Consider the following 25400-nt stretch of genomic DNA (forward strand, 5'->3'; position numbering starts at 1 on the left):
CCTTTTTTGTGCCTGGCTGCCGGGCTCAGGCTTGTGCGGAGGTGACCATCTGTCGGGCATGTGCCAGAGACTGCTCGGTCAGGTCGACGCCGCCGAGCATTCGCGCGATTTCCTCGACGCGGCCGTTCTGATCCAGTTCTGCGACGGCAGTGCGGGTTTCATCCGCCCCGCGAGCCTTGTGCACGAACAGGTGGTGATGTCCTTGGGCGGCGACTTGGGGCAGGTGGGTGACGGTCAGCACCTGGCCGCGCTCACCGAGGCGGCGCAACAGCTGGCCGACAATCTCCGCGGTCGGGCCGCCGATACCCACGTCGACTTCATCGAACACCAGCGTCGGTACGCGGGATGTCTGCGCGGTGATCACCTGAATCGCCAGGCTGATGCGTGATAGTTCACCCCCGGATGCGACTTTGGCCAGTGCGCGCAGGGGCTGGCCCGGGTTGGCGCTGACCAGGAACTCGACCTGCTCCAGGCCGTAGGGCATCAGTTCGCCTTCGGCTGCAGGCTTGAGTTGCACGCTGAATCTGCCGCCTGGCATACCCAGTCTTTGAATCTCTACCTCGACAGCGCTGGCCAGCTGTTCGGCCGCGGCCTGGCGCATGCGGCTGAGTTCTCCGGCTTTTTCTTCGTAGTGCCGAGCGTAGGCCGCCAGTTCTTCACCGAGGCGCTCGACTGCTTCGTCGTCGGCGTTCAGCACTTCTAGCTCCTCCAGCAGCTGCTGGTGCAGGTTGGGCAGTTCGGTCGGTTGCACGCGGTGCTTGCGAGCGAGGGTGTAGATGGTATCCAGCCGCTCTTCCAGCATCTGCTGGCGCTCCGGATCGGCGTCGAAGTGATCGACGAAGCGGTTCAGCTCGCCGATCGCCTCTTCGACCTGAATCTGCGCGCTCGCCAGCAGATTGACTGCTTCGCTCAGGGCTTGAGGTTGGTTCTGGAAGGCGCTCAGACGCTGCAGGCTGCTGGTCAGTGCCGACAGCACGTTGCCGGCATCGCTCTCGCTGCACAGCTCCATGACTTGGCGGCAGGCGCCGAGCAACTGCTCAGCATTGGCCAGGTTCTTGTGTTCGCGCTCGAGTTGCTCCAGTTCGTTCTCGCCCAGCGCCAGGTTCTCCAGCTCTTCCAGCTGGTAGCTGAGCAATTGGTGGCGTGCGCGCTGTTCGTCGCCACTGTTGCTCAGGCGTTCCAGGGTCTGTCGCGTCTGCCGCCAGCGCTGGGCGGCCAGCTGGACCTGTCGCGCCAGCTCCTGGTTGCCGCTGTACTCATCGAGCAGGCGCCGATGGGTGTCGATCTTCAGCAGGGATTGATGCTCATGCTGGCTGTGGATATCGATAAGCAGCTCGCCCAGCGACTTGAGGTCGCTCTGCGGACAAGGGGTGCCGTTGATGTAGCCGCGGGAACGACCTTCGGCGGTGATGACGCGGCGCAGGATGCAGGGCCCGTCATGGTCCATGTCGCGCTCCGCGAGCCAGGCGCGGGCGTCGGGAATATCGTCCAGGTCGAAGCTGGCAAGAATGTCGGCCTTGTCGGCGCCGATGCGCACCACGCTGCTGTCGGCCCGGTCGCCCAACGTCAGGCCGAGGGCATCGAGCATGATCGACTTGCCTGCGCCGGTTTCTCCGCTGATGACGCTCATGCCGCGTTTCAGCTCGAGGTCGAGGTGCTCGACGATGGCGTAGTTGTGGACCGATAGATGAACCAGCATGGCAAGGGCTCCCGATTTGCGTGGCTGGGTATTTATACAGTGGTTTTCCTGGGCGCTACAAGCGTTGAAGGATGAATGTGCGGTTGCTCGTCATTTCGCTGGGCGCTCTTCGCTTTCCGCCCTTGAAGCCTGTTTTCGCGCCCCCATATAGCGGCACAAGCGCGGGTTTGCTGCCCGCTGATCGTATAGAGAGGAGGACCTATGGCCGACGAGCAGAACCTGGATAACCAGAACCCGGAAGCGCCCGAGCACTCGGAAGCGGACGTAGCCGAGGATCTGGCCGCCCGCGTGCAGTCGCTGGAAGAGCAGCTGGCCGCTGCGCAGGACCAGTCACTGCGCGTTGCGGCTGAGCTGCAGAACATCCGCCGGCGCGCCGAGCAGGATGTGGAAAAGGCGCACAAGTTCGCCCTGGAAAAGTTTGCCGGTGATCTGCTTGCCGTTGCCGACAGTCTCGAGCGTGGCCTTGAGCTGTCCAGTGCTGATGACGAAGCGGTCAAGCCCATGCGTGAGGGCGTCGAGCTGACCCTCAAGCTGCTTCAGGACACGCTGGCGCGTCACCAGCTCGAGCAGCTCGATCCGCATGGCGAGCCGTTCAATCCTGAGCATCACCAAGCCATGGCCATGGAAGAAAGCACCCATGTCGAGCCGGGCAGCGTGCTTAAGGTGTTCCAGAAAGGTTACCTACTCAACGGTCGCCTGCTGCGTCCGGCGATGGTCGTCGTCAGCAAGGCGCCTGCCGATGTGCCGCCTTCGATTGATGAGAAGGCTTGAAATCCGGTTGCCGACCCCCATCTGGTAGCCAAGCGTTTTTGTGTTACCCGCAGCCGGTAAAACAGGCGCGGACCAATCGAAATTTGGAGAGCGAATTAAATGGGCAAGATCATCGGTATCGACCTGGGAACCACCAACTCCTGCGTCTCGATTCTGGAAAACGGCAAGGCCAAGGTAATTGAAAATGCCGAAGGCGGCCGTACCACTCCGTCGATCATCGCGTACGCGAACGACGGCGAAATTCTGGTTGGTCAGTCGGCCAAGCGCCAGGCAGTGACCAACCCGCACAACACCCTGTATGCGGTGAAGCGTCTGATCGGTCGTCGCTTTGACGAAGACGTCGTGCAGAAAGACATTCAGATGGTCCCTTACAAGATCGTCAAGGCCGACAACAGCGACGCCTGGGTCGAGGTGAATGGCCAGAAAATGGCGCCGCCGCAGATCTCCGCTGAAATCCTGAAGAAGATGAAGAAGACCGCCGAGGACTACCTCGGTGAGCCGGTGACCGAGGCGGTGATCACCGTTCCGGCCTACTTCAACGACAGCCAGCGTCAGGCCACCAAGGATGCCGGTCGTATCGCCGGTCTGGATGTCAAGCGCATCATCAACGAGCCGACCGCGGCTGCGCTGGCATACGGCATGGACAAGGCCAAGGGCGACCACACCGTGATCGTCTATGACCTGGGTGGCGGCACCTTCGACGTGTCGGTGATCGAGATCGCTGAAGTCGATGGCGAGCATCAATTCGAAGTATTGGCCACCAACGGTGACACCTTCCTCGGTGGTGAGGACTTCGACATTCGCCTGATCGACTACCTCGTCGACGAGTTCAAGAAAGAAACCGGCATGAACCTCAAGGGTGATCCGCTGGCGATGCAGCGCCTGAAGGAAGCAGCAGAGAAGGCCAAGATCGAGCTGTCCTCCAGTCAGCAGACCGACGTCAACCTGCCATACATCACCGCAGACTCGACCGGTCCTAAGCACCTGAACGTGAAGATCTCCCGGGCCAAGCTGGAAGCGCTGGTCGAGGATCTGGTGCAGCGCACCATCGAGCCTTGCCGAATCGCGTTGAAGGATGCCGGTGTCGACGTTTCGAAGATCGACGACGTGATCCTGGTTGGTGGCCAGACCCGCATGCCGCTGGTGCAGCAGAAGGTTGCCGAATTCTTCGGTAAGGAAGCACGCAAGGACGTCAACCCGGACGAAGCCGTCGCCATGGGTGCTGCCATTCAGGGCGCGGTCCTGGCCGGTGACGTCAAGGACGTGCTGCTGCTCGACGTATCGCCGCTGACCCTGGGTATCGAAACCCTGGGCGGCGTGATGACTCCGCTGATCGAGAAGAACACCACCATCCCGACCAAGAAGTCGCAGGTGTTCTCCACTGCCGACGACAACCAGAGCGCCGTGACCATTCACGTGCTGCAGGGCGAGCGCAAGCAGGCTACGCAGAACAAGTCGCTGGGCCGCTTCGACCTGGCCGAGATTCCGCCGGCACCGCGTGGCATGCCGCAGATCGAGGTCACCTTCGACATCGACGCCAACGGCATCCTGCACGTGTCCGCCAAGGACAAGGCCACCGGCAAGCAGCAGTCCATCGTGATCAAGGCCAACTCCGGTCTGTCCGAGGAGGAAATCGAGCAGATGGTCCGCGATGCCGAGGCGAATGCCGAGGAAGACCGCAAGTTCGAGGAGTTGGCCACCGCACGTAACCAGGGCGACCAGCTGGTGCACGCCACTCGCAAGATGCTCACCGAAGCCGGCGACAAGGCCAGCGACGATGACAAGGCGGCCATCGAGAAGGCGCTTGGCGAGCTGGAAGTGGCCATCAAGGGCGACGACAAGGCTGAAATCGAAGCGAAGATCGCGGCGGTTTCCCAGGCTTCAACCCCGGTCGCGCAGAAGATGTACGCCGAGCAGGCCCAGGCTGGTGAAGGTCAGTCGCCAGATGAGCAGGGCAAGCCGGGCGACGACGTGGTCGACGCCGAGTTCGAAGAGGTCAAGGACAACAAGTAAGCCCTGGCTTGCTTCCGCTCCAGCCCGTCCCGACATCGTTCGGGCGGGCCCGACCGCTGCGCGGGGGCTTGCTCCCGCGTCGGCGTGTCTGGAAGGCATGAATTTGAGGGTTCAGGATAGTTATGGCCAAACGCGATTTTTATGAGGTGCTGGGCGTCGAGCGCGGCGTCAGCGAGGCAGAGCTGAAAAAAGCTTACCGGCGCCTTGCGATGAAGCATCACCCGGACCGCAATCCGGGGGACAAGGCGGCTGAAGACGCCTTCAAGGAGGCCAATGAGGCCTACGAAGTACTTTCCGATCCGAGCAAACGTGCTGCCTACGATCAGTACGGCCACGCCGGTGTCGATCCGCAGATGGGTGCTGGGGCAGCCGGTGCCGGTTACGGTGGTGCGAACTTCTCCGATATCTTCGGCGACGTGTTCAGCGATTTCTTCAGCGGCGGCCGCGGCGGCGGCCGTGGCGGCGCACAGCGTGGCAGCGATCTGCGCTACACGCTCGAACTCGACTTGGAAGAGGCGGTGCGCGGCACCACCGTGACTATCCGCGTGCCGACGCTGGTTGAGTGCAAGACCTGCGATGGCTCCGGTGCGAAGAAGGGCACCAGCCCGGTGACCTGTACCACCTGTGGCGGTATCGGTCAGGTGCGCATGCAGCAGGGCTTCTTCTCGGTGCAGCAGACCTGCCCGCGCTGCCACGGCAGCGGCAAGATGATTTCCGATCCGTGCGGCAGCTGCCATGGGCAGGGGCGCGTCGAAGAACAGAAGACACTCTCGGTCAAGGTGCCGCCGGGTGTCGATACCGGTGATCGCATTCGTCTGTCTGGCGAAGGCGAGGCGGGCACTCAGGGTGGCCCGGCCGGCGATCTGTATGTGGTGGTCAATGTGCGCGAGCACGCGATCTTCCAGCGCGATGGCAAACATTTGTATTGCGAAGTACCGATCAGCTTTGCCGATGCCGCGTTGGGTGGCGAGCTGGAAGTGCCGACCCTGGATGGCCGCGTCAAGCTGAAGATTCCTGAGGGTACCCAGACCGGCAAGCAGTTCCGCTTGCGTGGCAAGGGGGTCGCGCCGGTGCGCGGTGGTGCGGCGGGCGATCTGCTGTGTCGGGTCGCGGTGGAGACGCCGGTCAACCTGAGCAAGCGTCAGCGTGAGATGCTCGAGGAGTTTCGCGGCACGCTGCAGGGGGACACCTCGCATTCCCCCAAGGCCAGTGGCTGGTTCGAAGGTGTGAAGCGCTTTTTCGGTGATGTATGACAAGGGCCTATGGGTGGAGGATGACAGGCTTCGTGCCTGCGTCCTCCGCTTGAAGCCTGCAGCCTGGAGCTGAATTGATGCGACGTATTGCAGTGACCGGCGCCGCCGGGCGTATGGGCAAGACCTTGATCGAGGCGGTGCAGCAGACCAGTGGTGCCGCCGGCCTGACGGCGGCCATCGATCGTCCGGACAGCACTCTGGTGGGTGCCGATGCCGGCGAGCTGGCAGCCATCGGTCGTCTGGGCGTGCCGCTGACCGGTGAGCTCGTCAGGGCCATTGATGAGTTCGACGTGCTGATCGATTTCACCCATCCTTCGGTGACCCTGAAGAATCTGGAAGTCTGCCGGCGCGCCGGCAAGGCGATGGTGATCGGTACCACCGGATTCTCGCCTGACGAGAAGGAGCGTCTCGTTGCGGCGGCCAGGGACATCCCGATCGTCTTTGCCGCCAACTTCAGTGTCGGCGTCAATCTGTGCCTCAAGCTGCTGGATACGGCAGCGCGGGTATTAGGTGACGACGTGGATATCGAGATCATCGAAGCGCATCACCGGCACAAGGTGGACGCACCTTCTGGTACCGCACTGCGCATGGGTGAAGTCGTCGCCGAGGCGCTCGGGCGTGACCTTCAGAAGGTTGCGGTATATGGACGTGAGGGGCAAACCGGTGCGCGTCAGCGCGACACCATAGGCTTCGCTACCGTCCGTGCCGGCGACGTGGTCGGTGATCACACAGTGTTGTTCGCCGCCGATGGTGAGCGCGTGGAAATCACCCACAAGGCCTCCAGCCGCATGACCTTCGCCAAGGGCGCCGTACGTGCCGCGCTATGGCTGGACGAGAAGCCGGCAGGTCTTTACGACATGCAGGATGTGCTCGGTCTGAAATGATTCGCTGCGTCGGCTGGCAGCGTCGCGCCCCGTTCGAGTGCGTTTGCCGGCTATTTTGGCTGGACCCGAAAGGCGGTTTTATGTAAGCTTCCCGCTTTAGTGTGTCCACTAAAAGTTGCGCAGAAATGAATCAAACAAAAAGCGGGATGACCTTCACACGTCATCCCGCTTTTTTACAATCTGCGTCTGCTCCAGCCTTGATCTACGGGAGGTCTCTTGACTAAGCCAGCCCTTACGCCAGCCATTCTGGCTCTTGCCGATGGCAGCATCTTTCGCGGCGAATCCATCGGCGCCGATGGGCAAACCATTGGTGAGGTGGTGTTCAACACCGCCATGACCGGCTATCAGGAAATCCTCACCGATCCTTCCTACGCCAAGCAGATCGTAACCCTGACCTATCCTCATGTCGGCAACACTGGTACCACGCCGGAGGATGCCGAGTCCTGGAAGGTCTGGGCTGCGGGTCTGGTTATTCGTGACCTGCCGCTGATTTCCAGCAACTGGCGCGACAAGCAACCCCTGCCTGACTACCTCAAAGCCAATGGCACCGTTGCCATCGCCGGCATCGATACTCGTCGCCTGACCCGTATCCTGCGTGAGAAGGGTGCGCAGAACGGCTGCATCCTGGCTGGTAGCGACGCGACCGAAGAGAAAGCGCTGGAGCTGGCGCGCAGCTTCCCCGGCCTCAAGGGCATGGATCTGGCGAAGGAAGTCAGCGTCAAGGAGCGTTACGAGTGGCGCTCCAGTGTCTGGTGCCTGAAGGATGACGGCCATGCCGAGATTCCCGCCAGCGAGCTGCCCTACCATGTCGTCGCCTTTGATTACGGCGTGAAGTACAACATCCTGCGCATGCTGGTCGCCCGCGGTTGCCGCGTCACCGTGCTTCCGGCACAGACGCCTGCCAGCGAAGCCCTGGCGCTGAACCCGGACGGTATCTTCCTGGCCAACGGCCCGGGTGACCCCGAGCCTTGCGACTACGCGATCAAGGCGATCCAGCAAGTGCTCGAAACCGACATCCCGGTGTTCGGCATCTGCCTTGGTCACCAGTTGCTGGCGCTCGCCTCCGGCGCCACGACCGTGAAGATGCCCAACGGCCACCACGGTGCGAACCACCCGGTTCAGGATCTGAAGACCGGTGTGGTGATGATCACCAGTCAGAACCATGGCTTTGCCGTGGACGAAGCTAGTCTGCCGGCCAATGTGCGTGCGACACACAAGTCGCTGTTCGATGGCACCCTGCAGGGCATCGAGCGCACCGACAAGGTTGCCTTCAGCTTCCAGGGTCACCCCGAAGCGAGCCCGGGGCCGCATGACGTCGCGCCGCTGTTCGACCGTTTCATCGAAGCCATGGCCAAACGACAGTAACGAGTCGTCTTGAGAGTGTAGCGAGCGCGGTCTGGGCAAGGCGCCCGGAACGCAACGACGAGACAGTACAGGTAGTACGGCGAGGAAGTGAGTACCGCGCAACGCAGCCCAGGCGGCGCGCAGTAACTCTCAAGATGACTTGCCGACTGACCTAAGGATTCGAGTAACGAAAATGCCAAAACGTACAGATATCAAAAGCATCCTCATCCTCGGCGCCGGCCCCATCGTCATCGGCCAGGCGTGCGAGTTCGATTACTCCGGCGCTCAGGCCTGCAAGGCGCTTAAGGAGGAAGGCTTCCGCGTCATCCTGGTGAATTCCAACCCGGCGACCATCATGACCGACCCGGCCATGGCTGACGCCACCTACATCGAGCCGATCAAATGGGCCACCGTGGCCAAGATCATCGAGAAGGAGCGTCCGGACGCACTGCTGCCGACCATGGGTGGTCAGACTGCGCTGAACTGCGCGCTGGACCTGGAAAAGCACGGCATTCTGGAGAAGTTCGGCGTCGAGATGATCGGTGCCAACGCCGACACCATCGACAAGGCCGAAGACCGTTCGCGCTTCGACAAGGCGATGAAGGACATCGGTCTTGCCTGTCCGGTATCCGGCATCGCGCACAACATGGAAGAAGCCTACGGCGTGCTCGACAAGGTCGGCTTCCCCTGCATCATTCGACCGTCGTTCACCATGGGTGGCACCGGCGGCGGCATCGCCTATAACCGTGAAGAGTTCGAAGAGATCTGCGCCCGCGGCCTGGACCTTTCACCGACCAGTGAGCTGCTGATCGACGAGTCGCTGATCGGTTGGAAGGAATACGAGATGGAGGTGGTCCGCGACAAGAAGGACAACTGCATCATCGTCTGCTCCATCGAGAACTTCGATCCGATGGGCGTGCACACCGGCGACTCGATCACCGTCGCGCCGGCCCAGACCCTGACCGACAAGGAATACCAGATCCTGCGTAACGCCTCGCTGGCGGTGCTGCGCGAGATCGGCGTGGAAACTGGTGGCTCCAACGTGCAGTTCGGCATTTGTCCAGATACCGGCCGCATGGTGGTGATCGAGATGAACCCGCGGGTGTCGCGTTCCTCGGCGCTGGCATCCAAGGCCACAGGCTTCCCGATCGCCAAGATCGCGGCGAAGCTGGCTGTGGGTTACACCCTCGACGAACTGCAGAACGACATCACTGGCGGTCGCACGCCTGCGTCTTTCGAGCCGGCCATCGACTACGTCGTGACCAAGGTGCCGCGCTTTGCCTTCGAGAAATTCCCCAAGGCCGACGCGCGCTTGACTACTCAGATGAAGTCGGTCGGTGAGGTCATGGCGATCGGTCGCACCTTCCAGGAATCCATGCAGAAAGCGCTGCGTGGCCTGGAAGTCGGCGCAACTGGTTTCGATCCGAAACTGAATCTGGCTGACGCCGAGGCCGAGAGCACCCTCAAACGCGAACTGACGGTGCCGGGCGCCGATCGCATCTGGTATGTCGCCGACGCCTTCCGTGCCGGCAAGAGCGTCGAAGATGTGTTCGCGCTGACCAAGATCGATCCTTGGTTCCTGGTGCAGATCGAGGATCTGGTCAAGGATGAAGAGCACGTCAAGACGCTGGGCCTGTCCAGCATCGACCGCGATCTGATGTACAAGCTCAAGCGCAAGGGTTTTTCCGACGCGCGTCTGGCCAAGCTGTTGGGCGTCACCGAGAAGAACCTGCGCAGCCACCGTCACAAGCTCAAGGTGCTGCCGGTCTACAAGCGCGTCGACACCTGCGCCGCCGAGTTCGCTACCGATACGGCCTACATGTATTCGACCTACGAGGAAGAGTGCGAGGCCAACCCGTCGGGCCGCGACAAGATCATGATCCTGGGTGGCGGCCCCAACCGTATCGGACAGGGCATCGAGTTCGACTACTGCTGTGTGCACGCCGCGCTGGCCATGCGTGAAGACGGTTACGAGACCATCATGGTCAACTGCAACCCAGAAACCGTCTCCACCGACTACGACACGTCCGACCGCCTGTACTTCGAGCCGGTAACCCTGGAAGACGTGCTGGAAATCGTCCGTGTCGAGCAGCCCAAGGGCGTGATTGTGCAGTATGGCGGGCAGACCCCGCTGAAGATCTGCCGTGCGTTGGAAGAGGCGGGTGTACCGATCATCGGCACCAGTCCGGATGCGATCGACCGCGCCGAAGACCGTGAACGCTTCCAACAGATGGTGCAGCGTCTGAATCTGCGTCAGCCGCAGAACGCCACGGCGCGTAGTGAGGAGGAAGCCATCGCTGCGTCCAAGGCGATCGGCTACCCGCTGGTGGTGCGCCCCTCTTACGTGCTGGGCGGCCGGGCGATGGAGATCGTCTACGAGGAAGAGGAACTCAAGCGCTATATGCGTGAAGCGGTCCAGGTGTCCAACGACAGCCCGGTGCTGCTGGATCACTTCCTCAACTGCGCCATCGAAGTGGATATCGACGCGGTCTGCGACGGTACTGACGTCGTCATCGGCGGCATCATGCAGCACATCGAGCAGGCCGGTGTCCACTCCGGTGACTCGGCCTGCTCGCTTCCGGCCTACTCGTTGCCGCAGCATATTCAGGACGAGATTCGTGACCAGGTGCGCAAGATGGCCCTGGAGCTCGACGTGATAGGCCTGATGAACGTACAGATGGCCGTGCAGGGCGAAGATATCTACGTGCTCGAGGTCAATCCGCGTGCTTCGCGTACCGTGCCGTTCGTTTCCAAGTGCATTGGCGAGTCGCTGGCCAAGGTTGCGGCGCGCGTGATGGCTGGCAAGACACTGAAGGAAATCGGCTTCACTCGCGAAATCATCCCGACCTACTACAGCGTCAAGGAGGCGGTATTCCCGTTCGCCAAGTTCCCCGGCGTCGATACCATCCTCGGTCCGGAGATGAAGTCCACCGGTGAGGTGATGGGCGTAGGCGACAGCTTTGCCGAAGCCTTTGCCAAGGCCCAGCTGGGCGCTAGCGAAATCCTGCCGACCTCGGGTTGCGCGTTCCTCAGCGTGCGCGAAGACGACAAGCCTTACGTCGAACAGGTCGCTCGTGATCTGGTCGGGCTCGGTTTCGAGGTGGTGGCCACCGCCGGCACCGCGCGGATCATCGAGGCGGCCGGACTGCCGGTGCGCCGTGTGAACAAGGTGACCGAAGGCCGTCCGCACGTGGTCGACATGATCAAGAATGACGAAGTCACGTTGGTCATCAACACTACCGAAGGCCGTCAGTCCATCGCCGATTCGTATTCCATTCGGCGCAACGCCCTGCAGCACAAGATCTGCATCACCACCACTATCGCGGGTGGCCAGGCGATCTGTGAGGCGCTCAAGTTCGGTCCCGAGAAGACCGTGCGCCGCTTGCAGGATCTCCATGCAGGAATCAAGGCATGACAAAATTTCCAATGACCATCCAGGGCGCTCGCGCCCTGGAAGACGAACTCAAGCATCTGAAGACCGTTTTGCGTCCGCAGATCACCCAGGCGATCGCCGAGGCGCGTGAACTGGGCGATCTCAAGGAGAACGCCGAGTATCATGCTGCGCGTGAGCAGCAGGGCATGGTTGAGGCGCGTATCCGCGACATCGAGGGTCGACTGCAGAACGCCCAGGTGATCGACATCGCCAATATCCCGCCGACTGGCAAGGTAATCTTCGGTACCACTGTGGATATCGCCAATGTCGAGACCGACGAGCAGGTGACCTACCAGATCGTCGGCGACGATGAAGCTGACATCAAGCAGGGCAAGCTTTCGGTCAGTTCGCCGATTGCCCGCGCATTGATCGGCAAGGAAGAAGGTGATGTCGTAGCCGTCAAAACGCCCAGTGGGTTGATCGAGTACGAGATTGTCGAAGTCCGCCACGTCTGACCGACAGCCGGCGCGGGCTGGCATCATCACCTGGCAGCTGGCCCAGACGTTCTGGGTCGGCGGCTTGTGGCTGCTGCAATTTCTGGTCTTGCCTGCCCTTGGGCGCGTCGGGCTGGCACCTTTATTGGTCGATGAGATCGCTGGCAGCCTGAAGCCGCTGCTGGTCGGCTTTGCCGCATTCTGTAGCGCGCTGCAGGCGCTGGTCTTGGTTCAGGTGATGGGGCTGCGCGGCTTGTGGCGTGACGTTCGCGGCCAGCTTTTGCTGACAGTAATGATGCTCGCGGGCAGCCAGTTGTTGATGCGGGCGGGCTGGTTCGACTCGCTCTACTGGGCCAGCTTCAGCTTTCTGGTGATGGCGCTGTGTGGCCTGATGCTGGTCTTGCAGCCCGCTCCGGGACGCGAGTACTGAGCGCGCGGCAGATTGAGTCTGCCGCGCACGATCTCAGGCCTGGAAGCGGTGAATGTTCGAAAGCTGCTTGTTCGGCTTCGGATTCTTGCGGTACACCAGGGCCATCTTGCCGATGGTCTGTACCAGCTCGCACTTGCCGACCTTGCACAGTTCTTCTATCAGCGCGCGGCGGTCTTCACGCTCTGCGAGGCGGAACTGGATCTTGATCAGCTCATGGTCGTTCAGGGCCCGCTCGAGTTCGGCTTGAACGCCTTCGGTCAGTCCGTTCTCGGCTACGATCAGGACCGGTTTTAGATGGTGGCCGATGGATTTGTACTGCTTCTTTTGCTCGTTGGTGAGCGGCATATGTCGACCCTTGCGTCAGAACCTTGGAAACGGCGGCTAGTGTAACCGAGAGGTGCATGACCGCACAGATGAGGCGTCAGCTTGGGGCATGCTGTATCCGTCCGTACCGACAAAAAGTTCTTCTTCGGTGGCTGGGATCGTGCGTCGAATGTCTCTGGATACGCGTCAGATATCAGCTGACGAAAAATCATGCCGGCCTTGTGATTGTCCATACGGCCCCAATATGGGTTGCAGAGTTGCGTCGCGGGGCGCGCTGCTTCAAAAACTGTAGCGAATAGCGCTCGGTGCAAAATGCCATATCTTGCGGTCTATCGTGCAGGCTTCAGTTGAATGGACGGCTCGGTGTTACAAGGGCTAGGCTGTTTCATAGGGTTACAGACCGGCTGCCAGTTCCAGTACGTTGTGTAGTAAGTTAGGCCGAGCAACCAACCGGCCGTCATGCGGCCCGCAGACAACGGGTTTGCTCCAGAGGGTAGTTAATTTGAACGACATGGCAAAAAACCTGATTCTGTGGCTGATCATCGCCGCCGTCCTGGTCACGGTGATGAACAACTTCTCCAGCCCCAGCGAGCCGCAGACGCTGAGCTATTCCGACTTCCTCGAGCAGGTCAAGGAAGGGCGCGTCGAGCGTGTGACGGTCGATGGTTTCGTGATCATCGGCAAGCGCAGCGAAGGCGATACCTTTAAGACCATTCGCCCGGCGATTCAGGACAATGGTCTGATCGGCGATCTGCTCGACAACAACGTGCTGATCGAGGGCAAGCAGCCTGAGCAGCAAAGTATCTGGACCCAGCTTCTCGTTGCCAGCTTCCCGATTCTGGTGATCATCGCTGTATTCATGTTTTTCATGCGGCAGATGCAGGGCGGTGCGGGTGGCAAGGGTGGGCCGATGAGTTTCGGCAAGAGCAAGGCGCGCCTGCTTTCCGAGGATCAGGTCAAGACGACCTTTGCTGACGTCGCCGGCTGCGATGAGGCGAAGGAAGAAGTCCACGAGCTGGTCGAGTTCCTGCGTGATCCTGGCAAGTTTCAACGTCTCGGCGGTCGCATTCCGCGTGGTGTGCTGATGGTCGGCCCGCCCGGCACTGGTAAGACGCTGCTGGCCAAGGCGATTGCAGGTGAAGCCAAGGTGCCGTTCTTCACCATTTCCGGTTCGGATTTCGTCGAGATGTTCGTTGGTGTCGGTGCCAGTCGTGTCCGCGACATGTTCGAGCAGGCGAAGAAGCACGCGCCGTGCATCATCTTCATCGACGAGATCGATGCAGTCGGTCGTCATCGTGGCGCAGGTCTCGGTGGTGGGCACGATGAGCGCGAGCAGACCCTCAACCAGTTGCTGGTGGAGATGGACGGTTTCGAGATGAACGACGGGATCATCGTCATTGCGGCGACCAACCGTCCCGATGTGCTCGATCCTGCGCTTCTTCGTCCAGGGCGTTTCGACCGTCAGGTTGTAGTCGGCCTGCCGGATATTCGTGGTCGCGAACAGATCCTGAAGGTGCACATGCGCAAGGTGCCGATCAGCGAGAACGTCGAGCCGGGTGTAATTGCGCGGGGCACTCCGGGCTTCTCCGGTGCGGATCTCGCCAATCTGGTCAACGAGGCTTCGCTGTTTGCCGCGCGCTCCAACAAGCGCATCGTCGAAATGCGTGAGTTCGAGCTGGCCAAGGACAAGATCATGATGGGCGCCGAGCGCAAGTCAATGGTCATGTCCGAGAAGGAAAAGCTCAACACTGCTTACCACGAAGCAGGTCATGCCATCGTCGGGCGCGTGGTCCCCGAGCATGATCCTGTATACAAGGTTTCCATCATTCCACGCGGTCGAGCGCTAGGCGTCACCATGTTCCTGCCGGAGGAGGATCGTTACAGCCTGTCAAAGCGGGCGTTGATCAGTCAGATCTGCTCCTTGTTCGGAGGACGGATTGCGGAAGAGATGACGCTGGGCTTCGAGGGTGTCACCACGGGTGCGTCGAACGACATCATGCGCGCCACGCAGTTGGCGCGGAACATGGTGACCAAGTGGGGCTTGTCGGAGAAGCTTGGCCCGTTGATGTATGCCGAAGAAGAAGGCGAGGTGTTTCTCGGTCGCAGTGCCGGCAGCCAGCATTCCAATGTGTCCGGTGAAACCGCGCGGCTGATCGATGAAGAGGTCCGCAGCATCATCGACCACTGCTACGGAACGGCCAAGCAGATCTTGACCGATAATCGCGACAAGCTGGATGTGATGGCCGAAGCCTTGATGAAGTACGAGACCATCGATGCGCCGCAGATCGACGACATCATGGCTGGGCGCACACCTCGAGAGCCGCGTGATTGGGAGGGCGGCTCGGGCGCGTCCGGTACGCCAGTCGTGCCTGATGATAGTCGCCCGCAAACCCCGATCGGTGGTCCTGCCGGCGAGCATTGACGGCATGCGTAAGCCGATGACTGCATCGGGCGCGTGAAAATCGGAGTACACCAGAAGGGGCGCATAAGGCGCCCCTTCTGGTGTAAATTGTCCAGCCCGCTGCGCCATGGTGGTGCAGCTGGTGTGGGGCGCCTGTTCAGGGTGTCCGGCCTGAAAGCTCAAGGCTCGTAAATGACCGAATCTCTTTCCCCCGCTCGGCTGGTATGTGGCAGCCGGGTTCTCGATCTTTCCCGTCCTCATGTGATGGGGATTCTCAATGTCACACCCGATTCTTTCTCTGATGGTGGTCGCTTTGCCGAGCGCGAGGCAGCCCTTCGGCATGCCGAAGCAATGGCCGTGGCTGGGGCTACGCTGATCGATGTTGGTGGCGAGTCTACGCGCCCTGGCGCGCGCGCCGTCTCGCCGACCGAGGAGCTGGAGCGGGTCGCACCGATCGTAGAGATGATCGCGCGGGAGCTCGACGTGGTCGTTTCGGTGGATACGTCCACGCCCGCAGTCATCCGCGAGTGTGCGAGGCTGGGCGCTGGGCTGATCAACGACGTGCGCTCGCTGCAGCGCGACGGTGCGCTGGATGCCGCGGCTGACGCTGGCCTGCCGGTCTGCCTCATGCACATGCGCGGCGAGCCAGGTGATATGCAGAGGGATCCCCGCTACGACGACGTTGTGGAGGAGGTTTGTTCGTTTCTTGACCAGCGAATGGGTGCGTGTGCTGCGGCGGGAATCCCGCTCGATCGCATCGTCCTAGATCCCGGCTTCGGCTTCGCCAAGACGCTGAACCATAATCTTGTGCTGTTCAGGCGTATGGAGGTACTGCATCGGCTGGGTCGGCCATTGCTGGTCGGTGTCTCGCGCAAGAGCATGATCGGGGCCGTGCTGGGTCGGCCAGTTGATGAGCGCTTGTACGGCAGTCTGGCTTTGGCGGCGCTCGCCGTAGGCAAGGGCGCGCAAATTGTGCGCGTTCATGACGTTGCCGAGACGGTTGATGTAGTTCGAATGATTGCTGCAGTGCAGGCGGCGCAATAGGGAAGGCACCATGACTAGAAAATACTTCGGTACCGATGGCATCCGTGGGCACGTCGGGCAGGCTCCGATCACCCCGGACTTCATGCTCAAGCTGGGCTGGGCGGCTGGCATGGCCTTTCGCAAGCAGGGAAAGTGCCGGATTCTGATCGGAAAGGACACGCGTATTTCGGGCTACATGTTCGAGTCAGCATTGCAGGCGGGCTTGTCGGCGGCTGGCGCGGACGTACTGTTGCTTGGGCCTATGCCGACGCCCGCAGTCGCCTATCTGACGCGTACCTTCCATGCTGAGGCGGGTATTGTGATCAGCGCCTCGCACAATCCGCATCACGATAACGGAATCAAGTTCTTTTCCGGTCGCGGCACCAAGCTTCCTGATGAAGTGGAGCTGATGATCGAGGAGTTGATCGATGCGCCGATGACCGTGGTCGACTCGGCACAGCTTGGCAAGGCATCCCGCATCAATGACGCGGCTGGCCGTTATATCGAGTTCTGCAAGAGCAGCGTGCCAACCAGCACTGATTTCTCCGGGTTGAAGCTGGTGATCGACTGCGCGCATGGCGCGACCTACAAGGTTGCTCCCAGCGTGTTCCGTGAGCTGGGCGCCGAGGTGGTGGTTATAGGTGCGCAGCCGGACGGTCTGAACATCAATGCCGATGTTGGCTCCACTCATGTCGGGCAGCTGCAGAAGGCGGTTGTCGATAATGGCGCGGATCTGGGCATAGCCTTCGATGGCGACGGTGACAGGGTGATGATGGTCGACCACACCGGTGCGGTCGTGGATGGCGACGAACTGCTTTACATCATCGCGACTGATTTGCAGGAGCGAGATCGGTTGGCTGGCGGCGTTGTCGGCACGCTGATGAGTAACCTGGGGCTTGAGCTTGCCTTGAAAGCGCGGGAGATACCGTTCACCCGCGCCAAGGTGGGAGATCGCTACGTGATCGCGGAGATGCTTGAGCGTGGCTGGGCATTGGGTGGTGAAAACTCCGGGCATATTGTCTGTGCGCAGCACACCACCACGGGCGATGCGATCATCGCGGCGTTGCAGGTGGTGCTGGCGCTTCGTCGGCGCGGCCAGACGCTCGCGCAGGAGCGACTGGCTTGGCACAAGTGCCCTCAGGTGCTGATCAACGTGCGCTTTTCTGGCGAGCGCGATCCAATTTCGCATCCTAGCGTGCAAGCTGCTTGCGACAGTGTTACCGAGCGCATGGGTGGTCGTGGCCGCGTGCTTTTGCGCAAGTCCGGGACCGAGCCGCTGGTGCGTGTCATGGTTGAAGGCGATGACGAAAGTCAGGTGCGTGGCATGGCTGAGGAGCTGGCGAAGATCGTTACCGAAGTTTGTGCGTAATCGCGCTTGCCAGGGCGTTTGCTGTTGAGTAACATCTGCGCCCACTTTGACCGATGAGGTAAAGCATGCGTCGCCCCATGGTAGCTGGTAACTGGAAAATGAACGGTACCCGCGCTAGCGTCGCAGAGCTTGTCGAGTCTCTCCGGATGCAGGTTTTGCCTGCGGATATCGAGATTGCGGTGTTTCCCTCCGCTGTGCATGTCTCTCAGGTTCTGGATGGTGTTGATGGTGAGCATGTTGCCGTCGGTACCCAGGATTGTGCGGCGCAGAATGGCTTCGGGGCGTTGACCGGTGAGGTTTCGGCTGAGCAGTTCGCTGATTTCGGTTGTAAGTGGGTTCTGGTTGGTCACTCCGAACGTCGCCTGTTGTTGGGTGAGACGGACGAAGTGGTCAGTCGCAAGTTTTCGGCAGCGCAGGTGGGTGGTCTTAAGCCTGTGTTGTGCCTGGGTGAGACGCTTGAAGAGCGACGGGCAGGCAAGACGCTCGAAGTGGTTGGGCGTCAGTTGGCGCGAGTGCTGGATGACCGTGGTGTCGCCGCATTCGAGTCGGCGGTTATTGCTTACGAGCCTGTTTGGGCGATTGGTAGTGGCTTGACCGCAACGCCTGAGCAGGCGCAGGAAGTGCATGCTGCCATTCGAGAGCAGTTGTCGCGTCATGATGGCCGCATCGCTGAAGGCGTAAGGCTTCTGTACGGCGGCAGCGTCAAGGCGGAGAATGCCGCTGAGCTATTCGCAATGGCGGATATTGATGGGGGGCTGGTTGGCGGGGCCTCTCTGAAAGCGGATGAATTTGGTGCGATTTGTCGCGCCGCGGGGAACTGAACAGATGTTGCAGACTGTCGTGATTGTGGTGCATCTGCTGGTTGCTCTAGGTGTTGTTGCGCTGGTGCTGCTGCAGCAGGGCAAGGGTGCAGATGCTGGTGCTTCGTTCGGTTCGGGTGCTTCGGCAACTGTTTTCGGAAGCCAAGGTTCTGCTACCTTTTTGAGCCGGCTTACTGCTATACTCGCCGGCGTTTTTTTCGTGACCAGTCTGGGTTTGGCGTTCTTCGCGAAACAACAGGCTGATCAGTTGTCCCAGGCGGGGCTGCCGGATCCAGCTGTGCTGGAAGTGCCGGCCAGCAAGCCAGCAGTCGAAGACGTCCCTGTGCTCGATCAGCGCAAGTCGGCGGATGCTGCTGGCGATCTCCCTGAGGTGGAGGAAGGGCAATAAGGTTTTTGCCGAGGTGGTGGAATTGGTAGACACGCTACCTTGAGGTGGTAGTGGCCATAGGCTGTAGGGGTTCGAGTCCCCTCCTCGGTACCAAACAAGCAGGCCCGCCTAGTGCGGGCTTTCTTGTGTTTAAGGGTTTCGGTTGACCTGTATTAGGCATGGGTCGTATAATTCGTGCCCAGTTTGACGCGGGGTGGAGCAGTCTGGTAGCTCGTCGGGCTCATAACCCGAAGGTCGTTGGTTCAAATCCAGCCCCCGCAACCAGTCAATAAAGAGCCCCTGTACAGGGGCTTTTTATTAGCTTGAGGCCAGGTCGCCGGCATTTACAGGCGGTCAAAGGGATGGGCGTTTCGCCCATTTTTCATTTGTACAGCATGCGCGAGGGACTTCGATGTCGAGCAAGCTAGAACAGTTGCAGGCCTTGTTGGCCCCGGTGGTTGAGGCGCTTGGCTATCAGTGCTGGGGTATTGAGTTCATTTCCCAGGGGCGGCATTCACTGTTGCGTGTCTATATCGACCATGCCGATGGCATCCTCATCGACGATTGCGAGAAAGTCAGTCGTCAATTGAGCGGTGTGCTCGATGTGGAAGATCCAATCAGCGTGGACTACACCCTTGAGGTTTCTTCTCCTGGCATGGATCGGCCGCTGTTCACGATCGAACAGTACACGGCCCATATCGGTGATCAGGTAAAAATAAAGCTGCGCTCGCCCTTCGAGGGCAGGCGCAATTTCCAGGGTCTTCTCCGTGGGGTGGAAGAGCAGGATGTCGTGGTGCAGGTGGACGACCATGAGTACCTGCTGCCGATCGACATGATCGATAAGGCCAACATCATTCCCCGTTTTGACTGAGAACGGATCCCGCGGAACCCAATGGATTGCGAAAGGCGAGGCGTACGATGAGCAAAGAAGTACTGCTGGTTGTGGAGTCGGTGTCCAATGAAAAGGGCGTACCGGCGAGTGTGATTTTCGAAGCGCTTGAGCTGGCCTTGGCCACGGCTACCAAGAAGCGCTACGAGGACGAAGTTGATCTGCGTGTAGAAATCAATCGCCAGAACGGCAGTTACGAAACGTTCCGTCGCTGGACCGTGGTCGACGATGAGCATTTCGATGATCCAGCCCATCAGCTGGCGCTCGATCAGGCTCAGGAGCGCAATCCAGACGCCAAGCTCGGTGATGTGTTCGAAGAGAAGATCGAGTCTATCGAATTCGGGCGTATCGCCGCGCAGACCGCCAAACAGGTGATCGTGCAGAAGGTCCGCGAGGCCGAGCGTGCGCAGGTGGTAGAAGCCTACCGCGATCGCCTGGGCGAGATCATTTCCGGTACTGTCAAAAAAGTTACCCGCGACAGCGTAATCGTCGATCTGGGCAACAACGCCGAAGCATTGCTTGCCCGAGAAGACATCATTGCGCGTGAAACTTTCCGCGTCGGTGCCCGTGTTCGCGCACTGCTCAAGGAAATTCGCACTGAGAACCGCGGCCCGCAGTTGATTCTGTCGCGTACTGCGCCGCAGATGCTGATCGAGCTGTTCCGCATCGAAGTGCCAGAAATCGCCGAAGGCCTCATTGAGGTCATGGGTGCGTCGCGTGATCCTGGTTCGCGGGCCAAGATCGCCGTTCGCTCCAAGGACAAGCGCATCGATCCGCAGGGCGCCTGCATCGGCATGCGCGGTTCGCGGGTTCAGGCCGTCTCTGGCGAAATTGGCGGCGAGCGCGTCGATATCGTCCTGTGGGATGAGAACCCGGCTCAGTTTGTCATCAATGCGATGGCTCCGGCTGAAGTGGCCGCGATCATCGTCGACGAAGACGCTCACGCCATGGATATCGCGGTTGCCGAAGACAATCTGGCGCAGGCGATCGGCCGTGGCGGTCAGAATGTGCGTCTGGCCAGTCAGCTTAGTGGTTGGACGCTCAACGTCATGACTGAAGCGGACATCCAGGCCAAGCAGCAGGAAGAAACCGGTGACATCCTGCGCAACTTCATTGATGAGTTGGACGTTGATGAGGAACTTGCACAGGTGCTGGTGGAAGAGGGCTTTACCTCCCTCGAAGAGATTGCCTATGTCCCCATGGAGGAAATGCTTGGCATCGAAGGCTTCGACGAAGACATCGTCAATGAGCTGCGTACGCGGGCCAAAGATCGCCTGCTGACCAAGGCCATCGCCAACGAGGAGAAGCTTGCGGATGCTCAGCCGGCTGAAGATCTGCTGGCACTCGATGGCATGGATAAAGAACTGGCGGTCGAGTTGGCCGTGCGGGGCGTCATCACCCGCGAAGACCTGGCCGAGCAGTCTATAGACGACCTGCTCGACATAGACGGCATCGATGAAGAGCGTGCCGGCAAGCTGATCATGGCCGCCCGAGCCCATTGGTTCGAGTAAGTAATTAGCGGCCTGAGGAGAGAAATGCATGACGCAAGTCACGGTGAAAGAACTGGCCCAGGTGGTCGCCACACCGGTCGAGCGACTGCTTCAGCAGATGCGTGAGGCAGGACTGTCGCACACCAGCGCCGAGCAAGTAGTGACCGATAACGAGAAACAGGCCCTGTTGGCCCATTTGAAAAGCAGCCACGGGGCGAAAGTGGACGAGCCGCGCAAGATCACCTTGCAGCGTAAGACCACTACCAAACTCAAGGTTGGCGGTAGCAAGACCATCAGCGTTGAAGTGCGCAAGAAGAAGACCTTCGTCAAGCGCAGCGCCGAGGAAATCGAAGCCGAACAGCGTCGCGAAGCCGAGGAGCAGCGCGCGGCTGAAGAGGCTGCTCGCCTGAAGGCCGAGCAGGACGCGCGCGAGCGTGCCGAAGAAGAAGCACGCCGTCAGGCTGAGTCGGTCAAGCCTCAGGGCGAGGCCTCTACGCCAGCAGCTGTTGAGCCGGCGATGAGCGCCGAACCTGCACCGGTTGCGGTCGAGCCTGTAGCTCCTGCGCCTGAGCGTAAGAAGGAAGAGCCTCGTCGTGTCGAGAAGCCACGCAGTGATGACGACGAGCGTCGTGATCGCAAGCATGCGCAGCATCGTCCTTCGCTCAAGACCAAGGCTCCGCTGGCGCGTACCGTACGTACCGGTGAAGACGAGGCCGATGGTTTCCGTCGCGGCGGCCGCGGCAAGTCCAAGCTCAAGAAGCGTAATCAGCATGGGTTCCAGAGCCCAACAGGACCTGTAGTGCGCGAAGTGTCGATCGGCGAAACCATCACTGTGGCCGAACTGGCCCAGCAGATGTCGGTGAAAGCGGCCGAAGTCATCAAGTTCATGTTCAAGATGGGCTCGCCCGTCACTATCAACCAGGTGCTGGATCAGGAAACTGCTCAGCTGGTTGCCGAAGAGCTGGGCCACAAGGTCAAGCTGGTCAGCGACAACGCTCTGGAAGAGCAGTTGGCCGAGCTGCTGAAGTTCGAAGGTGAGTCGGTCTCGCGTGCGCCGGTCGTGACCGTGATGGGTCACGTTGACCATGGCAAGACCTCGCTGCTCGACTACATTCGCCGCGCCAAGGTGGCTGTCGGCGAGGCTGGTGGTATCACCCAGCATATCGGTGCCTATCACGTCGAAACCGAGCGTGGCATGGTCACCTTCCTCGACACCCCAGGTCACGCGGCGTTTACCGCCATGCGTGCTCGTGGTGCCAAGGCCACCGACATCGTGATCCTGGTGGTCGCGGCGGATGACGGCGTGATGCCTCAGACGCAGGAAGCCGTCCAGCACGCCAAGGCTGCCGGCGTACCGATCGTGGTCGCGGTGAACAAGATCGACAAGCCGGATGCGAATCCGGACAACATCAAGAACGGCCTGGGCGCGCTCGACGTGATTCCGGAAGAGTGGGGCGGCGACACGCCGTTCATTCCGGTCTCCGCGAAGATGGGTACCGGCGTCGACGAACTGCTCGAAGCCGTTCTGCTGCAGGCCGAGCTCCTCGAGCTCAAGGCAACGCCGTCTGCGCCTGGTCGCGGAGTGGTGGTCGAGTCGCGCCTTGACAAGGGGCGGGGTCCGGTAGCCACCGTGCTGGTTCAGGACGGTACCCTGCGTCAGGGTGACATGGTCCTGTGTGGCGTCAACTTCGGTCGCGTTCGTGCGATGCTCGACGAGAACGGCAAGCCTGTTAAGGAAGCCGGCCCGTCGATTCCGGTCGAGATCCTCGGCCTGGATGGTACGCCGGAAGCCGGTGACGACCTGACCGTTGTGGCCGACGAGAAGAAGGCTCGTGAAGTTGCGTTGTTCCGCCAGGGCAAGTTCCGCGAAGTGAAACTGGCTCGTGCCCATGCCGGCAAGCTGGAGAACATCTTCGAGACCATGGGTCAGGACGAGAAGAAGACGCTCAACATCGTGCTCAAGGCAGACGTGCGCGGCTCGCTCGAAGCGCTGCAGGGCTCTCTCAACGGTCTGGGCAACGACGAAGTGCAGGTTCGTGTGGTGGGTGGCGGTGTCGGTGGTATCACCGAATCCGATGCCAACCTCGCACTGGCCTCCAACGCCGTGCTGTTCGGCTTCAACGTTCGAGCTGATGCGGGGGCGCGCAAGATCGTCGAGGCCGAAGGTCTGGACATGCGCTACTACAACGTCATCTACGACATCATTGAGGACGTCAAGAAGGCGCTCACCGGTATGCTCGGCAGCGACGTTCGCGAGAACATCCTCGGCATCGCCGAAGTTCGTGACGTGTTCCGCTCGCCGAAGTTCGGCGCCATCGCCGGTTGCATGGTCACCGAGGGCTTGGTGCATCGCAATCGCCCGATCCGCGTCCTGCGCGACGATGTCGTCATCTTCGAAGGCGAGCTGGAATCGCTGCGCCGCTTCAAGGATGACGTCGCGGAAGTCCGTGCCGGCATGGAGTGTGGTATCGGCGTGAAGAGCTACAACGACGTCAAGGTCGGCGACAAGATCGAAGTGTTCGAGAAGGTCGAAGTGGCGCGTTCGCTGTAAGCAAGCGTCAATCTGAAAGCTGGAAGCAAGGAGTCGGTGGCCGCCTGAATGCGGTCACTGCTTCGAGCTTCCAGCTTTCGGCTTTTAAACGGGTGGAAATTTATGGCCAAAGAATTCAGTCGTACCCAGCGTATCGGCGATCAGATGCAGCGCGAACTGGCGCTGCTCATTCAGCGTGAGATCAAGGATCCGCGTTTGGGTCTGGTCACCATCACTGCGGTCGACGTCAGTCGTGATCTTTCCCACGCGAAGATCTTCATCACCATCATGGGGCAAGATGACGACCAGGAGGCGGTCAAGGGCAACTTGCGCATCCTCAACGACGCTGCCGGATTCCTGCGCATGCAGCTGGGCAAGAGCATGAAGCTGCGCACTGTTCCGCAACTGCATTTCAACTACGACGCCAGCATTCGTCGTGGTGTCGAGTTGAGCTCGCTGATCGAGCGCGCAGTGGCGGAAGATCGCAAGCACAGCGACGAGCGCGGAGAATAAGCGTGGCACAGGTCAAGCGTGTACGCCGTAACGTCAATGGCATCATCCTGCTCGACAAGCCGCGCGGGTTCACATCCAATGCTGCGTTGCAGAAGGTCCGCTGGTTGCTCAACGCGGAAAAAGCTGGGCATACCGGAAGTCTCGACCCTCTTGCCACTGGTGTGTTGCCGCTGTGTTTTGGCGAGGCCACCAAGTTCTCGCAGTACCTTCTGGACGCGGACAAGGCCTACGAGACGGTCATGCAGCTGGGGGTCACCACGACCACTGCTGATGCCGAAGGTGAGGTTCTGGAGCGCAAGCCGGTAGCGGTTACCGTCGGGCAGTTGGAGGCACTGTTGCCGCAGTTTCGCGGTGACATCCTGCAGGTGCCGCCGATGTATTCGGCACTCAAGCGCGATGGCCAGCCGCTGTACAAACTGGCGCGTGCCGGAGAGGTGGTGGAGCGCGAGCCGCGTTCTGTTAATATTGCGCGCTTGGAGTTGCTCTCGCTTGACGGCGACAAGGCGCGACTCGCCGTTGCATGCAGCAAAGGCACCTATATCCGCACCTTGGTCGAAGACATCGGCCAGTTGCTCGGCTGTGGAGCGCACGTTGCCGAGCTGCGGCGAACCCAGGCCGGGCCGTTCGACCTGTCGCAGACGGTAACGCTCGAAACGCTTGAGCAGTTGCATGGTGAGGGTGGTGCCGAGGCGCTGGATAGTCTCTTGCAACCGGTGGACAGCGGACTTGAGCATTGGCCGTTGTTGCAGCTGTCCGAGCACAGTGCCTATTACTGGCTGCATGGACAACCGGTGCGGGCGCCAGAAGCTCCCAAGTACGGCATGGTTCGCGTACAGGATAACAATGGTCGCTTCATCGGCATCGGTGAAGTGAGCGAAGACGGGCGCATCGCGCCACGTCGGTTGATTCGGTCGGAATGACCGTTACGCGGCGCGTTCGCGCGTTGCGTCAGAGGGTGGCTGTCAGCAGGCACGGTCATTTCTCTTTATTAAACACGGGATGATTCCCGGCCTGTTCACTCAAGGAGCCCTATCATGGCACTGAGCGTTGAAGAAAAAGCCCAGATCGTTAACGAGTACAAGCAAGCTGAAGGCGATACCGGTTCTCCGGAAGTGCAGGTAGCCCTGCTGACCGCCAACATCAACAAGCTGCAGGACCACTTCAAGGCCAACGGCAAAGACCACCACTCGCGTCGTGGTCTGATCCGCATGGTTAACCAGCGCCGCAAGCTGCTGGATTACCTGAAGGGTAAGGACACCACTCGTTACAGCACCCTGATCGGTCGTCTGGGTCTGCGTCGCTAAGACGCGCCCGCGCTGGAAGCCGGAAGCTGGAAGCCTGAAGTTGAAAGTGGGATATCCCCTCGATCAGCTTCGGTCTTCCAGCTTTTGGCTTTCTTGCAGGTCGTTCCG

At 60.5% G+C, this 25400-nt stretch carries 21 protein-coding genes and 2 tRNA genes; 21 read left to right on the plus strand and 2 right to left on the minus strand.

Annotated elements, in window-relative coordinates; all coding sequences use genetic code 11:
• Positions 1 to 25: 25 nt before the first annotated feature.
• The gene (gene recN, locus LLJ08_RS03935; protein WP_228208266.1) at positions 26 to 1699 is read right to left on the minus strand and encodes a DNA repair protein RecN; all 1674 of its coding nucleotides are present in this window, start codon (positions 1697 to 1699) and stop codon (positions 26 to 28) included.
• A 201-nt stretch (positions 1700 to 1900) separates the two neighbouring features.
• Here recN and grpE point away from each other — a divergent pair, with 201 nt between their 5' ends.
• The 8 genes from grpE to LLJ08_RS03975 all read left to right on the plus strand — a co-directional run bounded on the left by grpE (position 1901) and on the right by LLJ08_RS03975 (position 12261).
• Positions 1901 to 2470: a nucleotide exchange factor GrpE gene (gene grpE, locus LLJ08_RS03940; RefSeq protein WP_041016112.1), complete on the plus strand. Its 570-nt coding sequence runs from the start codon at positions 1901 to 1903 to the stop codon at positions 2468 to 2470.
• Between the two features lie 99 nt (positions 2471 to 2569).
• Positions 2570 to 4483: a molecular chaperone DnaK gene (gene dnaK / locus LLJ08_RS03945; protein WP_228208267.1), complete on the plus strand. Its 1914-nt coding sequence runs from the start codon at positions 2570 to 2572 to the stop codon at positions 4481 to 4483.
• A gap of 122 nt (positions 4484 to 4605) precedes the next feature.
• Positions 4606 to 5736, plus strand: a complete 1131-nt coding sequence (gene dnaJ, locus LLJ08_RS03950; RefSeq protein ID WP_003280872.1) for a molecular chaperone DnaJ — start codon at positions 4606 to 4608, stop codon at positions 5734 to 5736.
• Between the two features lie 77 nt (positions 5737 to 5813).
• Positions 5814 to 6620 (plus strand): 4-hydroxy-tetrahydrodipicolinate reductase, encoded by an 807-nt coding sequence (gene dapB / locus LLJ08_RS03955; protein WP_014819225.1) that lies wholly within the window; start codon positions 5814 to 5816, stop codon positions 6618 to 6620.
• Positions 6621 to 6836: 216 nt separating this feature from the next.
• On the plus strand, positions 6837 to 7985 hold the full coding sequence (carA, locus tag LLJ08_RS03960; RefSeq protein ID WP_044314321.1) for a glutamine-hydrolyzing carbamoyl-phosphate synthase small subunit: 1149 nt from the start codon (positions 6837 to 6839) through the stop codon (positions 7983 to 7985).
• 172 nt (positions 7986 to 8157) lie between these two features.
• On the plus strand, positions 8158 to 11379 hold the full coding sequence (gene carB, locus LLJ08_RS03965; RefSeq protein WP_041016116.1) for a carbamoyl-phosphate synthase large subunit: 3222 nt from the start codon (positions 8158 to 8160) through the stop codon (positions 11377 to 11379).
• Positions 11376 to 11852: a transcription elongation factor GreA gene (greA, locus tag LLJ08_RS03970; protein ID WP_041016117.1), complete on the plus strand. Its 477-nt coding sequence runs from the start codon at positions 11376 to 11378 to the stop codon at positions 11850 to 11852. The genes carB and greA overlap by 4 nt, the downstream gene beginning before the upstream one ends.
• Entirely contained in the window at positions 11830 to 12261 is a 432-nt protein-coding gene (locus LLJ08_RS03975) for a hypothetical protein (RefSeq protein WP_014819229.1), read from the plus strand. The genes greA and LLJ08_RS03975 overlap by 23 nt, the downstream gene beginning before the upstream one ends.
• 33 nt (positions 12262 to 12294) lie before the next feature.
• Here LLJ08_RS03975 and yhbY read toward each other — a convergent pair whose 3' ends face one another.
• Positions 12295 to 12606 carry a ribosome assembly RNA-binding protein YhbY gene (gene yhbY, locus LLJ08_RS03980; RefSeq protein ID WP_221102666.1) on the minus strand — a complete coding sequence of 104 codons (312 nt, stop codon included), beginning with the start codon at positions 12604 to 12606 and terminating at the stop codon, positions 12295 to 12297.
• A 490-nt stretch (positions 12607 to 13096) separates the two neighbouring features.
• Between yhbY and ftsH the strand changes: the two genes are divergently transcribed.
• The 13 genes from ftsH to rpsO all read left to right on the plus strand — a co-directional run bounded on the left by ftsH (position 13097) and on the right by rpsO (position 25292).
• A complete protein-coding gene (gene ftsH / locus LLJ08_RS03985; RefSeq protein WP_042924365.1) occupies positions 13097 to 15007 on the plus strand; it encodes an ATP-dependent zinc metalloprotease FtsH in 1911 nt (636 codons plus the stop codon).
• Between the two features lie 171 nt (positions 15008 to 15178).
• Positions 15179 to 16030 (plus strand): dihydropteroate synthase, encoded by an 852-nt coding sequence (folP, locus tag LLJ08_RS03990; RefSeq protein WP_042924361.1) that lies wholly within the window; start codon positions 15179 to 15181, stop codon positions 16028 to 16030.
• A 10-nt stretch (positions 16031 to 16040) separates the two neighbouring features.
• Positions 16041 to 17378: a phosphoglucosamine mutase gene (glmM, locus tag LLJ08_RS03995; RefSeq protein WP_041016121.1), complete on the plus strand. Its 1338-nt coding sequence runs from the start codon at positions 16041 to 16043 to the stop codon at positions 17376 to 17378.
• Between the two features lie 65 nt (positions 17379 to 17443).
• On the plus strand, positions 17444 to 18199 hold the full coding sequence (tpiA, locus tag LLJ08_RS04000; RefSeq protein WP_041016122.1) for a triose-phosphate isomerase: 756 nt from the start codon (positions 17444 to 17446) through the stop codon (positions 18197 to 18199).
• A gap of 4 nt (positions 18200 to 18203) precedes the next feature.
• Entirely contained in the window at positions 18204 to 18587 is a 384-nt protein-coding gene (gene secG, locus LLJ08_RS04005) for a preprotein translocase subunit SecG (RefSeq protein ID WP_228208268.1), read from the plus strand.
• Between the two features lie 7 nt (positions 18588 to 18594).
• Positions 18595 to 18680: transfer RNA gene (locus LLJ08_RS04010), tRNA-Leu, on the plus strand.
• Positions 18681 to 18774: 94 nt separating this feature from the next.
• Positions 18775 to 18851, plus strand: a tRNA-Met gene (locus LLJ08_RS04015).
• A gap of 127 nt (positions 18852 to 18978) precedes the next feature.
• On the plus strand, positions 18979 to 19437 hold the full coding sequence (gene rimP / locus LLJ08_RS04020) for a ribosome maturation factor RimP (RefSeq protein WP_023446161.1): 459 nt from the start codon (positions 18979 to 18981) through the stop codon (positions 19435 to 19437).
• A gap of 47 nt (positions 19438 to 19484) precedes the next feature.
• Positions 19485 to 20966: a transcription termination factor NusA gene (gene nusA, locus LLJ08_RS04025; RefSeq protein ID WP_046620279.1), complete on the plus strand. Its 1482-nt coding sequence runs from the start codon at positions 19485 to 19487 to the stop codon at positions 20964 to 20966.
• 28 nt (positions 20967 to 20994) lie between these two features.
• Complete coding sequence (gene infB / locus LLJ08_RS04030; protein ID WP_023446159.1) at positions 20995 to 23496, plus strand: translation initiation factor IF-2; 2502 nt, start codon at positions 20995 to 20997, stop codon at positions 23494 to 23496.
• Between the two features lie 102 nt (positions 23497 to 23598).
• Positions 23599 to 23988 (plus strand): 30S ribosome-binding factor RbfA, encoded by a 390-nt coding sequence (gene rbfA, locus LLJ08_RS04035; protein WP_003280893.1) that lies wholly within the window; start codon positions 23599 to 23601, stop codon positions 23986 to 23988.
• Positions 23989 to 23990: 2 nt separating this feature from the next.
• Entirely contained in the window at positions 23991 to 24908 is a 918-nt protein-coding gene (truB, locus tag LLJ08_RS04040) for a tRNA pseudouridine(55) synthase TruB (protein WP_221102667.1), read from the plus strand.
• Positions 24909 to 25022: 114 nt separating this feature from the next.
• On the plus strand, positions 25023 to 25292 hold the full coding sequence (gene rpsO, locus LLJ08_RS04045) for a 30S ribosomal protein S15 (protein ID WP_003293213.1): 270 nt from the start codon (positions 25023 to 25025) through the stop codon (positions 25290 to 25292).
• Positions 25293 to 25400 lie beyond the last annotated feature (108 nt).

This window comes from Stutzerimonas chloritidismutans (assembly GCF_020783375.1).
GTDB classification, from domain to species: Bacteria; Pseudomonadota; Gammaproteobacteria; order Pseudomonadales; family Pseudomonadaceae; genus Stutzerimonas; species Stutzerimonas kunmingensis.